The sequence below is a fragment of the Algibacter sp. L3A6 genome, from assembly GCF_009796825.1.
Taxonomy (GTDB): Bacteria; Bacteroidota; Bacteroidia; order Flavobacteriales; family Flavobacteriaceae; genus Algibacter.
Genome location: NZ_CP047030.1, coordinates 1,691,503 through 1,705,477, shown reverse-complemented (window position 1 = coordinate 1,705,477; position 13,975 = coordinate 1,691,503). Strand labels below are relative to the sequence as shown.

The 13,975-nt window shown below is 33.2% G+C and carries 11 protein-coding genes; 4 read left to right on the top strand and 7 right to left on the bottom strand.

Annotation, left to right across the window (positions count from 1 at the left end; all coding sequences use genetic code 11):
- Positions 1 to 74 precede the first annotated feature (74 nt).
- The gene (locus GQR98_RS07070) at positions 75 to 551 is read right to left on the bottom strand and encodes a regulatory protein RecX (RefSeq protein WP_159018902.1); all 477 of its coding nucleotides are present in this window, start codon (positions 549 to 551) and stop codon (positions 75 to 77) included.
- 280 nt (positions 552 to 831) lie between these two features.
- Between GQR98_RS07070 and GQR98_RS07065 the strand changes: the two genes are divergently transcribed.
- Positions 832 to 3,189, top strand: coding sequence for a T9SS type A sorting domain-containing protein (locus GQR98_RS07065; protein WP_159018901.1), 2,358 nt, complete (start codon positions 832 to 834; stop codon positions 3,187 to 3,189).
- A 17-nt stretch (positions 3,190 to 3,206) separates the two neighbouring features.
- On the opposite strand, the gene GQR98_RS07060 is transcribed toward GQR98_RS07065, so the two are convergent.
- The 4 genes from GQR98_RS07060 to gdhA form a co-directional block, all read right to left on the bottom strand.
- The gene (locus GQR98_RS07060) at positions 3,207 to 5,615 is read right to left on the bottom strand and encodes a TonB-dependent receptor plug domain-containing protein (protein ID WP_159018900.1); all 2,409 of its coding nucleotides are present in this window, start codon (positions 5,613 to 5,615) and stop codon (positions 3,207 to 3,209) included.
- A gap of 2 nt (positions 5,616 to 5,617) precedes the next feature.
- The gene (gene recO / locus GQR98_RS07055; RefSeq protein WP_159018899.1) at positions 5,618 to 6,337 is read right to left on the bottom strand and encodes a DNA repair protein RecO; all 720 of its coding nucleotides are present in this window, start codon (positions 6,335 to 6,337) and stop codon (positions 5,618 to 5,620) included.
- On the bottom strand, positions 6,337 to 8,688 hold the full coding sequence (locus GQR98_RS07050) for a two-component regulator propeller domain-containing protein (RefSeq protein WP_233268091.1): 2,352 nt from the start codon (positions 8,686 to 8,688) through the stop codon (positions 6,337 to 6,339). Before GQR98_RS07050 ends, recO begins: the two co-directional genes overlap by 1 nt.
- A 222-nt stretch (positions 8,689 to 8,910) precedes the next feature.
- Positions 8,911 to 10,254, bottom strand: coding sequence for an NADP-specific glutamate dehydrogenase (gene gdhA, locus GQR98_RS07045; protein ID WP_159018898.1), 1,344 nt, complete (start codon positions 10,252 to 10,254; stop codon positions 8,911 to 8,913).
- Between the two features lie 201 nt (positions 10,255 to 10,455).
- Here gdhA and GQR98_RS07040 point away from each other — a divergent pair, with 201 nt between their 5' ends.
- Positions 10,456 to 11,259 (top strand): THC0290_0291 family protein, encoded by an 804-nt coding sequence (locus GQR98_RS07040; RefSeq protein ID WP_159018897.1) that lies wholly within the window; start codon positions 10,456 to 10,458, stop codon positions 11,257 to 11,259.
- 183 nt (positions 11,260 to 11,442) lie between these two features.
- Positions 11,443 to 12,168 carry a DUF3298 and DUF4163 domain-containing protein gene (locus GQR98_RS07035; protein WP_159018896.1) on the top strand — a complete coding sequence of 242 codons (726 nt, stop codon included), beginning with the start codon at positions 11,443 to 11,445 and terminating at the stop codon, positions 12,166 to 12,168.
- On the opposite strand, the gene GQR98_RS07030 is transcribed toward GQR98_RS07035, so the two are convergent.
- Positions 12,145 to 12,609 carry a DinB family protein gene (locus GQR98_RS07030; RefSeq protein ID WP_159018895.1) on the bottom strand — a complete coding sequence of 155 codons (465 nt, stop codon included), beginning with the start codon at positions 12,607 to 12,609 and terminating at the stop codon, positions 12,145 to 12,147. The genes GQR98_RS07035 and GQR98_RS07030 overlap by 24 nt on opposite strands.
- Before the next feature lie 134 nt (positions 12,610 to 12,743).
- On the opposite strand from GQR98_RS07030, the gene GQR98_RS07025 reads away from it, so the two are divergent.
- Positions 12,744 to 13,091, top strand: a complete 348-nt coding sequence (locus tag GQR98_RS07025) for an arsenate reductase family protein (protein WP_042504029.1) — start codon at positions 12,744 to 12,746, stop codon at positions 13,089 to 13,091.
- Between the two features lie 18 nt (positions 13,092 to 13,109).
- Here the strand turns inward: GQR98_RS07025 and GQR98_RS07020 are convergent, their stop codons facing one another.
- Positions 13,110 to 13,907 (bottom strand): endonuclease/exonuclease/phosphatase family protein, encoded by a 798-nt coding sequence (locus tag GQR98_RS07020; protein ID WP_159018894.1) that lies wholly within the window; start codon positions 13,905 to 13,907, stop codon positions 13,110 to 13,112.
- Between the last annotated feature and the right edge of the window lie 68 nt (positions 13,908 to 13,975).

Below are 13,975 nucleotides of genomic sequence, written 5' to 3'. Positions count from 1 at the left end.
CCTTACTTTTTTGAGGATCACTTTTATAAAAAAAGCTGATAGAAATAATTTTCTATCAGCTTTTTTTTATGTTTTTATTTAATGATTTCGTGTGCTTTCTCGTAAACCAAATGAGACTCCCAACCACGATATAGAAAATAATCTACAAACTTTTTACGCTTTTTGTAAACGTCGCTCTCTTTTAAAGTTTCTACTTTTTTTTCAGCTAACTCATTGAAGGTCTCGATATAATCCTCATTTTCAATTTCTAAAAGTGCTCTATTTATATTTACTTTACTAATCTGCTTTTTCTTGAGTTCCATGGATATGCGCACTCTACCCCAACGCTTAATACGGAACTTTCCGCGTGCAAAAGCCATTGCAAATCGTTCTTCGTTAAGGAAGTTATGTTCTATAAGGTGTACGGCAACCACATCGATAACTTCAGGAATCATATTCATACTAATTAGCTTTTGCCTAACCTCATAATGACTACGCTCTTGGTATGCGCAATAATGCTCCATTTTTCTGGTGGCTTCTTCTAAAGTATAAGATTTTGTGGAACGTTGCATAGGTAACAAAAATAACAATTAGATTAAATAAACGTGCTTTTTAGAACAGTTTTAATAATCGCGCCACCTAGCTTTAAACTTTTCAGCCTTAAGGAAAACAAGCAACTAAACTTGATTTTTATCAAAAACAACAAATCACTCAGTGATAGCTATTTGCAAATCAACCTGAAAAACAGTTATTACATCTAGATAAAAAACCTTATTAACTAATAATTCTTTATTTTAGTTCGATCTAATTACCTGAAACGTAATGTAGAGAACTTTTTAATCCCTAAGAATTTTGAAAAAATTATTCCTTTTAATATTAATGCTTTTAGCCTTTGATTTTGGGTTTGGGCAAAGTAAAATTGCAGAAGTTACATTCGAATCTCCTGGCGGTTACATTACAAATATTCCAGAATTCACTGATTTTTCGGCCGATTATTTCATCAGGACGGATGGAACAAATATTTCCACTTCTTTCAATCTCTTAAATGCCCAAGGAAGTTATTATTTTGGCGCGGAAGATCTTGATGGTGAAGGAGCCTCCCTTCCCGTTCGTTTATTCATCAATGACATCAACATTACCAATTATTCTAGTTTAGAATTTAGAGTTCACTTGGCTGAAAATGATTCTTCTGATTCTAACGAAGATTGGGATCGGCCTGATTATGTCCATTTTAATTATGACATAAATAACACAGGAACTTTTTCTAATTTATTATGGCTAGAAAATGATGGAAGTACATTTAACACACCAGCCTTTATAGACACTAACTTTGACGGAACTGGGGATGGAACAGAAATCACAAATACCTTTACTCAATTTACACAAAACATTTTAGGAACCGGAGACCTCCTAGATCTTGAAATTATTTTTAATCTTGACTCAGGTGATGAAGACTTAGCAATTGATAATATTGAAATTTGGGGTGTTTTTTCACCATGTCCCACAACTGCAACATGGAATGGAAGTAGCTGGAGTTCCGCACCAGACCTAACCACTGAAGTTATAATTACATCTAACTACAATACCTCAGCAGGTAGCTTTAGCGCTTGTAGCTTAACAGTAAATGCTGGCGCTATCCTAACAATAGACAACGGTACTTATATTGAAGTAGAAAATGACGTACTCGTTAACGACGGTGAAATTAGAGTTGAAACCGGAGGGAATTTTGTTCAAAATGATGATGCCGGAACTTTTACTCTAAACCCTCCAGCAACAGCCGTACTTAATAAAGTTACACCTGTAAAAAACGCATGGTATTTCTATACATATTGGAGCTCTCCCGTAGTTAACGAAACCATAGGTAATGTATTTCCTGATGTTGATGGAGACCGCCGTTTCTATTTTGATGCATCTGAATTTGTAGATACAAATGGTGATGATGTAGATGACAATGCCAACGATTGGCAACCTGCCCTTTCAAGTGACACCATGGTTCCTGGAGTTGGCTATGCTATTACGGCGGCAAGACTACACCCTTCAGGCGCTACCGATAGCGCAACTTTTGAAGGTCATTTTAACACTGGAGACATTACTGTTGGGATAGCCGTAAACCCAGCCAACACTGGTGTAAACTGGAATTTTATCGGAAACCCATATCCTTCTTCTATAGATTTCACCGCATTTCAGGCAGCTAATTCTAGCCTAATAAGTGGAGCTGCTTATTTCTGGTCTCAAGCAACACCTCCAAGTGCAACAAACCCAGGGAACGAAGTTCTTAATTTTGATTTAAATGATTATGCTGTTTTCACCATAGGAAGTGGTGGAACGGCTGGTGGTGTATCGACAGAAATACCTACTGGTTATGTTGCTTCTGCACAAGGATTCTTTACGCCTGCCTTAACTACTGGTACAGCAACCTTTACTAACTCCATGCGAATGGCAGATATTACAAGTAATAATCAATTTTTTAAAGGCTCCGCTTCTAAAAATTTAAATAATACTCAAGATAATAAATTGTGGATTAATTTAACTTCTGGTAACGGAATCTTCAACCAAGTACTTATAAGTTATGTTGACGGAGCAACAGACGGTAACGATGGGATGTATTATGATGCCCCAAAAATTGTGTCTGGCAATTTTGCAGCGGCACTCTATACGCTAATAAATAATGATGAAGCCATGTATGCTATACAAGGTAAGAGCAACACTAGTATTAACCAAAATGAAATAATTAATCTTGGATTTAATACAAACGTAGAAGTTCCAACAATCTTTAATTTATCCGTAGCCCAACTACAAGGTGATTTTCTAAACAATAACACGGTTTATTTAAAAGATAATTTACTAAACATTACCCATAACCTATCAGATGGCGATTACAACTTTACTTCGGAAACAGGAGCATTTACAGATCGTTTTGAAGTAGTGTTCAAAGAAGAAAACACACTAACAGTTGATGATATTATTAATAACGAAAGTGCTTTTCAAATTATTCAACGTGATAGCGACCGTGTTACCTTTAAAACAGGAACGAGTGCTACTTTAAAATCGATTGCTATTTACGACTTGTTTGGCAGAAAAGTATATCAATTTAAAGGTGAAAATAGTTCGGAAACATTTAATTTTCCAAATATAAAAACAGGTATTTATCTCGCTAAAGCGGAATTATCTACAGGAGTAATAATCACAAAAAAAGCGATAAAAAGATAATTAGGCTTACACCGAAATTACAAGCTATACTTTAACGCCAAAATAACATTTATTCCAGCGGCTGCAATTCCAGATGAATAGGTTTTGTAACGCCGGTTGGTTATGTTTTCTACACTTGCGGAAATTGATGTTGATTTGCGCCATTGGTATTGCGTTCTTAAATTAAGCGTATACCACGCTGGCGAATACGGATTGCCATCAGCATCTAAAGCATAGATATAATCTTTTTCAATTTCCGAAGGCGCTAATTGATTAAAAGATAATTCGTTATTATAATTTGCAAAAGCATCAACTTTCAACTTGTTTTTAGTCCATGTAATGTGTGTGTTTCCAAAATATGGTGCAACATGCCTAATTGGAACTTCAATGCCTTCATCTTCTTCTGTACCACCTATAATGTTGTATTGCGAGGTAAGCTCAAGTTGTTTAGATAGTTTATACTTCAACCCAACTTCAAACCCGTAAATCCAAGCTTTAGATGCATTTTGAATAGCTTGTACGTTACTTAACTCACCATCGTACATAATTTCAGTTTCACCATTTAAACTATAATCGCGACGCACTAATGCGTTATCCAGATACGTGTAATACGTGTTTAAATCTAAAATAAGGCTTTCGTTAAAATTCAACTTCAGTCCCACTTCACCACCATAAGCATATTCAGGCTTTAAATTATCATTAGGCACTACAACAGATCCTGGTTCAGAATCGAAAACCTTACCAATATCATCAATATTTGGAGCTCTAAAAGCAGACGATGCATTTAATTTCCATTGCATGATCTTGTTTGGAGTCCAACTCACTCCAGCCGTTCCGGTAAGTGCACCTGCTTCGTTATTAGAAGCCGTAAAAGGTAAATTTAAATAGACATTATTCTCGGTAAAATCGGCCTCAGAAACCACATGGTTAAAACGTAAACCTGACTGAAATACAAATTTAGTATTCGGCTTATATTTTATACTTGAATACACAGCAGCAGATTGCCAAGTAGCACCATTTGGGTAACGCGAAACAGTTGGTTCTAATGTATTAGTCTCGAGATTCTCATCCTCTCCATCAGAAGTTACTTTATTATAAACGTACTCAAAACCATAAAAAAATTGTGTTTTGGAATCTAAAGTTTTTTCTAAATCTAAATTAAAGGAGTAAGCATCTACAGCCTCTTCTCGAATACTCCTGATAGACGATTGAAAATCACGATCCATTCTGCTTTCTTCAAAATTCTGATAAGCTACGGTTGCTTTAATTTTATCATACAAATTCGAATTACTGCTTAATTTAGTAACCTGTAAATTAGACATAAACCAGTTTTGTGGACCATAATTCCATTCTGCAGAACGCAGCGTACCACTACGATACCTGATTAAACGATCGTATCTTGGAATATTGGATGATGTGGTGTAAAACAAACCTAAATCGAAACTTAAATTTTCTAAAGGCTCATACCTCACTTTTTGCATTAAATTAAGCTGATTGTAACCAGAATATTTTTGAACCAAAGGATCGTTGTTTTCTTGAACAATATCTCCTTCTGCAGTGACTACAACATATTCGGGTCTTAAATAATCATCAGGTCCATTTTTTCCCATTTTTAAATCTCCAAAATCGGTAAAACTCGCACTAGTAACAAAACCCCAATTTTTGTAACCTAAATTCAAATCGAAATGCCCTGTTTTTTCGTTACTTGCAGAGGCATATCTCGCTACAACATTCGATTTTACTAAAAGCGAATCTGTATAAGACAATTGCGGTTTTTGCGTATAGAAACTCATAACACCACCAACGGCATCACTACCATAAATTACCGAACCTGCACCAAGTGTTACCTCGGTATTTTGAATTGAAAATGGGTCGATAGCTATTACATTTTGAAGGTTTCCTCCTCTAAAAATGGCATTATTCATGCGCACGCCATCTACCGTGATAAGTAATCTATTGGTTGAAAACCCACGTATCATTGGACTACCACCTCCCATTTGACTTTTTTGTACGTAAACTTGGCCTGTAGTTTCTAATAAATCGGCACTTGTTTGCGGATTAGTAAACTGTATATTTTTACTGTTTAGACTTACTATTTTTTGAGGAATATCTCTTTTGTTTTGCTGAAATTTTGAAGCTGATATTACAATTTCCTGAAGGCCTTCGGTGTTAGATTCTAGATATATTTTGTTTCTAGAACCCATGATAAGCTTAGTAGTTTGTTTTAAAACATGTGATAAGTGTTTAAAATAAATAACTTCACCTTCATCGAACTCACTTAAAGAAGCTTCGCCTCTAAAATTTGTAATCTCAGATTTAGATTTATCAACATTATATATAGCGACACCAAAAATAGGTTCTTGCGTAGTTTTGTTGAGCACTTTTACGTTTTGAGCAAAGCTTACACAGGTAAATAGAATGAAAAATATGATGTAAAAAGACTTCATGCTTAACTAAAAACTTGATTAAAAATTTTTAAGGATTTTGGTGTTTTAAAACTTCCCAAATGTAGTTCAAAATATAGCAAAATCATATTTAAAAACGATTGCCTTTGCCTTCCGTTAATTTTCACATTTTGCAAGTCGTTAAAGGTTGTTTCTAATAGTTTTTTAAGGAGATTTAAATCTTCACCTGCAATGGTATTTCGAATATCTTGTCTTACTTGAAATTTACCTTCAATTAAATTAAAATGATCTAATTCTCTATCCAAACTATCAGGATAAAAACCGAGATACTTTGTGAGATTGAGTAGAAACAATAAATGAAAATTAGCATAGTCACTTTGCTCATCTAACCATAACAGTGTTGTTTCTAAATATCTAAAAAGCGTTTCGTTTTGCTCCTCTTCGCGCAAAGCACTGCTTAAAACCTCGGATAAAAACATAACGATAGCACTTTTTAAAACATTGGTATGCAAACTACTATACAAATGATTTAATCGCACCTCACTTAAGCTTTGTAACGAACGACTATCTTTATAATTTACTGTAATATGTAACTGAGATAATAATTGAAAATATGCAATTTTAGCACCTCCTTTTTTGCTTTTTAAAACACCGCGAAGTAAAAAACTAACTACACCCAACTCTTCCGTGTAGCATTTAACTATTAAATCGTTGTCTCTATATTTTAGTTTAGAGAGCACAATGGCATTGGTTTTAACTAACATTACCTAACCACCATTAATTTTACAACCTTAGTTTCGAAGGTATCTAAATCGGAAATCATAATTAAATACACTCCGGAGGACACAATATTATTCGCCATGTTTTTTCCATTCCAAAACACAGTTCCTCCATCTATTTCAAGGTTGTAATTATTATATCTTAGGTTAATTCTCGATTGTGCCTCGGCTACCAAGTTTCCTTCAATATCGGTGATTTTAATATTTACGTTATCGGAAATATTTTTAATTTTCACCTTTTTTTCGACGATATCAAAATTTGGACGTACCGGATTTGGATAAGCATAAACAGTTTCTAAATCTTCTGACGAGCCCGAACCTCCAGATTTAAAAGATACTAAACCTCTATCTGTTGCTAAATAAATAATACTATTTGTTTCTTCTATAGATATTTCATTTATAGCATTTGAAGGTAATGGCGAATTATCTGTTGTAAAGTGATAAATAGTTTCTTGACCATCGGATGACAGATAAAACACACCAGCATCAACGGTGCCAATCCATTTATTATTTGCACCATCTACCTTTATGTCTGTAATGTATTGTTCCGAGAGAAGTTCTCGAGCTATACCATCTTCAAGAATTATAACCTCTTCTGTAGTAGCGCTTTCATCTGTAAAAAAGCTAGATGTGTTGTACAAAACTCTTAAACCTTTATCTGTACCAATCCATAATTGATTTCTATCATCTGCCGCCAAAGCTCTTACCGAATTAATAGGTAAGTTACCATCGACTTCATCTATATTCTTTAATAATGGACTTCCATTATTCTCATTAAAACCAATTAGACCTTTAGAATAGCTCGCGATCCATTTTGTGTTATCATTACCTATAACAACATCACCAAAACCTAAATTATCATTAATTACATCATCAATTAAAGACTCAAAACTATAAGAAGTCCATTGATTACTTGATGGATTAAACGACTTTAAAGGTCGCTCTACCAAACTAGTAATAGTCCACAACAATCCACTATTATCAAATTGAGAGCCACTAACCCTAATACTAGTATAATTTGGGCTAGATGCTAACTTAAGCGATTCTAGCCCACTATTGGTTTGATTATATAAAACAGCAGGGACATTATCATCAAACTCTAACAAACCTTGAAAAAAAGAACTAACGAAAGCTTGTTTATTATTTAATGGATTTACAGAAATAACATTTAAATAATTGGCTCCAAAAGCATCGCTAGTTTTAACATTAAACCAAGTATCATTACTTAAACGACTAACTCCCGCATTACTAGCTGAACGCGGAACGTAAGCCAAAGAATACCCACCATACGTAACCCAAACACCATTTACATCAGCTTGAATTGAAAATGGGGTATTCAATAAAGGTCCGTCTGGGTGAATTTCTTCATAATTTAAAGGATTTAAAATTGAAGTCGATAACACACCAAAGTTATCTGTACCAATATAGATATTATCAGCATCTATAGTTGCTGAGTTAAAGTTTGTATTAAAATCTGCGTTATCTGCAGCTTGTGCTAATAAATTAAAATCTATATCGTAAACAAAAACATTATTGTTTGTGGTTATTATTAGCTTCTCATTTAAACTAGTTGTTTTAAGCGGTGTATCAGCAAACACCAATAAACTGGTTAATACATCGTTATTAATCTCGTATAATCTTTTACCTGTATTTATAGCATATAATTTATTTTCGTTTGTTTGCACAGACAAAAAATCTTCATTACTTACTTGCTCCCAGTTTTTATAATCGATTAAATTAGGACTTGTAATAGGTGCTTTTTTTAATCCGCCACCATCAAGACATGCCGCATAAATATAATCGCCAAAAATAGTTGTTTGACTTACTTCTATTTGAATCCCTCCATCACCAATAAAATAAGTATCACCAAACTCCAATCGCTCTAAATCGAATACAGATATACCATAACCCGTAGATAGATATACATTATTTTCATTAGCGTTAATATGATTAATTTTTTTATCACCATCTAGAATTGTAGATTTATTCACAATATCTACCACTGTTAAAATATCATCGTCTTCGTCGAAAACAATTTCAATTAATCCATTTTCATAACCAACAACCAATAGCTCGTAAGCTTCACTATAGTATATAGTTGAAATGGTTTCACCAGACAAACCTTGTATTGTGGTAATTTCTTCTAAAGTTTTGGTTTGACTGTCAAAACTAAAGATAGCATTTTCTGAAGCTGCATAGATTTTGTTTCTTCCGGTGACAACCTCGTTTACCTGATTGTATGAAAAGTAACCCTCCCAGAGATTGGAGAAATCTTGTGCAAACTGCACAAGAGGCAACATATAAATTAAAAAAACTATAACTTTCTTAAACATCATTAACCTGTATCATAAAGGGCTAAGCAACTTACTTAAAACCCATATTTACTTTAAAATTGATCTGTAAAAAACAATTTAGAACTCATTTCGATTCAAATATATTTATAACTAACGAATTAAGCTTCAAAAAAATATATTATAGCCATGATTCTTTCATATTAATAAATAAAAAAGCCTTCTGCAAAACAGAAGGCTATATATTAAAAATTATGCTTTTATATTTTAAACTACACCTTGTGCCAACATAGCATCAGCCACTTTTACAAAGCCAGCAATGTTTGCGCCACGAACGTAATCTACATAGCCATCTTCATCTTCGCCAAACTCTAAACAAGATTTATGAATATCAGACATAATATCCTTTAGTTTAGTATCCACTTCTTCTCTGGTCCATTTAAAACGCAATGAGTTTTGCGTCATCTCTAAACCTGAAGTTGCTACACCTCCAGCATTAGATGCTTTCCCTGGTGCAAATAATATTTTTGCTTCATGAAATACAGTTATAGCTTCTTTAGTCGATGGCATATTAGCACCTTCACTAACACAAATACAACCATTTTTAACTAGAGCTTTTGCGTCATCTTCATTTAATTCATTCTGTGTTGCACATGGTAATGCTATATCACATTTAACATCCCAAGGTGTTCTTCCTTTTACAAAAGTTGCATTCGGGTAGCTTTCTAAATATTCACTAATTCTACCACGTTTAATGTTTTTCAAATCCATAACGAAGGCTAACTTATCTTCATCGATACCTTCTTCATCATAAATATATCCAGAAGAATCAGAAAGCGTAAGTACTTTTCCACCTAATTGTAAAACTTTTTCTGCTGCATATTGTGCTACATTACCAGAACCTGATATTACAACGGCTTTACCATCAAAACTATCATTTTTAGTTTCAAGCATTTTTTGTGCAAAATATACATTGCCATATCCTGTTGCCTCCGGTCTAATTAAAGATCCACCCCAAGACATTCCTTTTCCAGTTAATACACCAGTAAACTCATTTCTAAGTTTTTTGTACATCCCGAATAAAAAGCCAATTTCTCTTGATCCAACACCAATATCTCCTGCAGGAACATCGGTATTTGGGCCAATATGTCTAAACAATTCACCCATAAAAGCATGACAGAAACGCATAATTTCATTATCACTTTTTCCTTTTGGATCAAAATCACTTCCACCTTTTCCACCACCCATTGGTAATGTGGTTAAACTATTTTTAAAGACTTGCTCGAAAGCTAAAAACTTTAAAATACTCATATTTACCGTTGGATGAAAACGCAATCCGCCTTTATAAGGTCCGATAGCAGAATTCATCTGAATTCTATATCCTCGGTTTACTTGAATCTCACCATCATCATCTACCCAGCACACTCTAAACGTGATAACACGCTCAGGCTCAACCATCCTTAATAAAATATTCTTACCGTAGTATATATCGTGTTTAACAATGTACGGAATTACAGTTTCCGCAACTTCTTCTACTGCTTGTAAAAACTCAGGCTCATCACCATTTCGTTCTTTTACCAGGTCTAAAAACGCTTTAATGTTATTTTTCATTTATTATAAAATGTATTAAAAATTATATAATATACAATTATAGAGTGCAAATATACGTTATCTTTAAAAATATAGCTTAATTTTTTAAAAATTCGCAATAGAATATTCAATAACACGAGTCCACATGCTACAAACATTTGCTAGTTCCATCAGATTTTCTATATTTGCTTTTATTAATGCCTCAAAAACAGTATCTTAATTATGCTTAACTTAAAGCGTTTAGCTTGTTTTATTTGCTTGTTTGCCACCTATCAAACAGCATTTTCCCAATTGGGATTTTCACATGAAATCGGCGTTATAGCGGGTCCTGTTCAATTTAGAGCAGATTACGGCCAAAGAGATAACTCTAGTACAAATTTTGAAAATTCAGGTTTTGGAATCGGTATTGTGCACTATTTAAATTTTGCATACCGCGCCGACTGTAATTGCTACACTACAGAGTCTTATTTTAATGATCATTTTAAATTACGAAACGAAATATCATACAACAAAAGTAATCTAGAACATGTTGGCAGATGGGTTGATGCTAACAAAAACTCAGACGATGCAAACAGACTTAGAGGCCACGAAGGTGTTGCTGAAAATTTTGATATTGGTACGCAAATTGAATTTTACCCACTAAGTATTCGCGATTTTCAATCTTTTAGCCCAAGAGTAGCGCCGTTTGTTAGTTTAGGAATTCATTATACAGCCTTTACTCCTAGCGTAACCACAACTTATGCTAATCCAGATCCAACAGCAATTGGAGACGTAACCGATGCCAGTAATTTTTACTCACTTTGGGATCCCGGATCTGTAGATGCAACACCAGGCAGTACTTTTTCTACTGTAATGAGTGTTGGTATGCGTTACAAATTAGATCGCGTTTCGGATTTAATGATCGATTTTAGAGGCCAATTTTACTTTAGTGATTGGGTTGATGGACTTAATCACCAATTAGATTATAATAAAAACAACGATTGGCTTATGTGGTTTAACGTTGGTTATATTTATTACTTAGATTAATAAAACTCAATTTTATAAAATATTAAAAAGGCCTATATTTCGAAAAATATAGGCTTTTTTCATTTCAAACTTTCACTCATATTACAAAACATTTTCTATTATGATTTTCTAAATATTAATAGCTTTTAATATGGTCTATTCAAATGCAATAATTATCTTTAATGTTGCTAAATAATACAATCCATGCTTAAAATAAACACGCTACTTACAATTTGTTGTTTCACTCTATTTTTCAGTTGTAAAGATGATGTAAACACCACTTTTGAAGATATAAATATCACTACAGAAAACAATAATGTTGTTGAAGTTAACATACCTAAAGCCGTTGGTAACAAAACAGTTTCTAACGTTATTAATTCTGAAATAGAAAAAGAAGTGATAACTAATTTACACCTTGGAGAACCCAATGCTATTAATGCTAAATCTATAGAAGAAGGTATTAATAACTTTAACAAGGAGTTTGAAACCTTCCAAACCGATTTCCCTGAAATCTCTCAACCTTGGGAAGCTCAAATTGATGGCGAAATTATGTTTACTTCTCCAGAAATCATCAGCTTAGCACTAACATCGTATATGAATACAGGTGGTGCACATGGCATGCTTAAAGTTTCTTTCTTAAACTTTAATGCAACTACCGGAAAAACAATTCCGAATAAAAACCTAATAAACGATACTGAAGCTTTTAAAGAAATCGCGTTACCCTATTTTAAAGAAGCTACAAAAGACAAAGACATTTTTGAACCAGAATTAAATACTTTTAAATTACCCGAAAATATAGGTTATAACGAAGAAGGCATTGTTCTACTTTATAACGCATACGAAATTGCCCCATATTCAACGGGTATTATAGAATTCGAAATTCCTTTTAATGAAATTGAGAGTTACTTAGCCTTTAACAGCGCGCGATAAGGCAAGAATATAACCATAATGCATCCCTTCGTGAACTAAATCGAACGGTAATACATCATCAATACTTCTTAGTGTATTTCCTGTGGTAGACACAGTATATTCAGTATAATTTTTAAAAACACCTGCTTTATAATCTGCTTCTAATTGCTTCATAGTAGAAATTAATAAATCATTAATTTCATCAACTTCAGTTTGAGTAACATCACCTTCTGGTTTACTATCTTTTTTGTATTTACCAATCATCTCGTCACTAACAACCATTGGTAAGCCAGAAAGCTTATAAGCCAAAACTTGTGAAGTAACCACCATATGAGCTATATTCCAAATAATATTATTATTGAATCCTTCTGGAATTTTATTTAAATCCTCTAAAGTATTATTTTCAATATGTTTTTGTGCCATGGCACGAATATTAGCTAAAACGTCGAATGTAAATTGCATGTTTTTAATTTTTGCATAAATATACTTCTAAAACCAAAAACAGTCTAAACAATTAAAGCATATTCTCTAATAAATTCTAAAATGAATTGGTTTAAAACTGAAAATTAACGTTATTTTGCTTCAAACAAAAAGTCATGAAAAAAGTATATTATTTAAAAACGTGTAGCACTTGTATTAGAATTTTAAAAGAGCTTAATATTCCTGCCGATTATATACTTCAAGATATTAAAACAGAACCTATAACTGTAGCTCAAATAGAAGAAATGCAAGCTCTTTCGGGTAGTTACGAAGCCCTTTTTAGCAAACGCGCTAAACTTTACAAAGAAATGGATTTAAAAAACCAAGACTTAACAGAGCGCGATTACAAGCAGTACATTTTAGAGCATTATACGTTTTTAAGTAGACCTGTAATAATAAATGGTGATGCTATTTTTATTGGAAACTCTAAGAAAACAGTAGAATCTGCTAAAGGAAATCTTTGAGTTTTAATTTTAAACAACTTATTTTCTAATCACAGTTTTAATCATACTATGATCGGAATCTCTTGTGGCTATTTTTTCCGAATTTACCATAGTTAAATCTTTAGACACCCAAATATGATCTATAGACAACAACGGGAAATTCCAAGGCCAAGTTTCTCTAAAACCATTACCTTTTTTTGAAAAGAAGTGATTATAATTTTGCTCTAAACGATCTAAAAACACAGACTCGTAAGGCGCATTAAAATCCCCTAATACAATGGTGTTACTTGTATTTTGAATAATATTGTTCGCAAATTTAAACTCCCAAGCTTTAGGTACATCAAAACTACCTTGCATATCTACAGCATAAAACTGAATACCAGCAGAATTAAACTTCACTATTGTAGAGCTATATTTAGAACGTTGCTCCTCTTCGATATGAAGCGGTGTTTTTGAAAAAATCTCAATTTCGCCGTTCGATTTATAGAAATAATATTGAGGATATTTTGCTTTAATTTTATCGAAACTACGTTTTTTCGGCTCACTTAAAACCATTATATCCGGGATGGATTCGTTCTCTTTAAAAGCGGATTCAAACCCATCGTCTCTAGAGGCATTCCAAAATACAACTTCAACATCGGTATCTTTTACTTCTTCTGTAAAACTTATGCTAAAACTTCTAAAAAACCATACCAATAATAAAACACCAGCAAGAATAAGATTGTATTTTCTACGCTTTCCAAGGAAAACAGAAAACACTAAAACGATAGTAATTATAATGGGTAAAGGGAATAGATAAAACCAATAGGCAAATTTAAACGATGCATCTTTTACCAAAAAATGAAGTACTAATAAAGCAAGAACACATATTAGGTTTACTATAAATATGCCCGTACTTAAAACCT

Bases quoted from the DNA above. Each gene is read 5' to 3' on its own strand.
- gdhA (WP_159018898.1), bottom strand. From the start codon at position 10,254: ATGAAAAATAACATTAAAGCGTTTTTAGACCTGGTAAAAGAACGAAAT.
- GQR98_RS07060 (WP_159018900.1), bottom strand. From the start codon at position 5,615: ATGAAGTCTTTTTACATCATATTTTTCATTCTATTTACCTGTGTAAGC.
- GQR98_RS07040 (WP_159018897.1), top strand. From the start codon at position 10,456: ATGCTTAACTTAAAGCGTTTAGCTTGTTTTATTTGCTTGTTTGCCACC.
- GQR98_RS07035 (WP_159018896.1), top strand. From the start codon at position 11,443: ATGCTTAAAATAAACACGCTACTTACAATTTGTTGTTTCACTCTATTT.
- GQR98_RS07030 (WP_159018895.1), bottom strand. From the start codon at position 12,609: ATGCAATTTACATTCGACGTTTTAGCTAATATTCGTGCCATGGCACAA.
- GQR98_RS07025 (WP_042504029.1), top strand. From the start codon at position 12,744: ATGAAAAAAGTATATTATTTAAAAACGTGTAGCACTTGTATTAGAATT.
- GQR98_RS07050 (WP_233268091.1), bottom strand. From the start codon at position 8,688: ATGATGTTTAAGAAAGTTATAGTTTTTTTAATTTATATGTTGCCTCTT.
- GQR98_RS07070 (WP_159018902.1), bottom strand. From the start codon at position 551: ATGCAACGTTCCACAAAATCTTATACTTTAGAAGAAGCCACCAGAAAA.
- recO (WP_159018899.1), bottom strand. From the start codon at position 6,337: ATGTTAGTTAAAACCAATGCCATTGTGCTCTCTAAACTAAAATATAGA.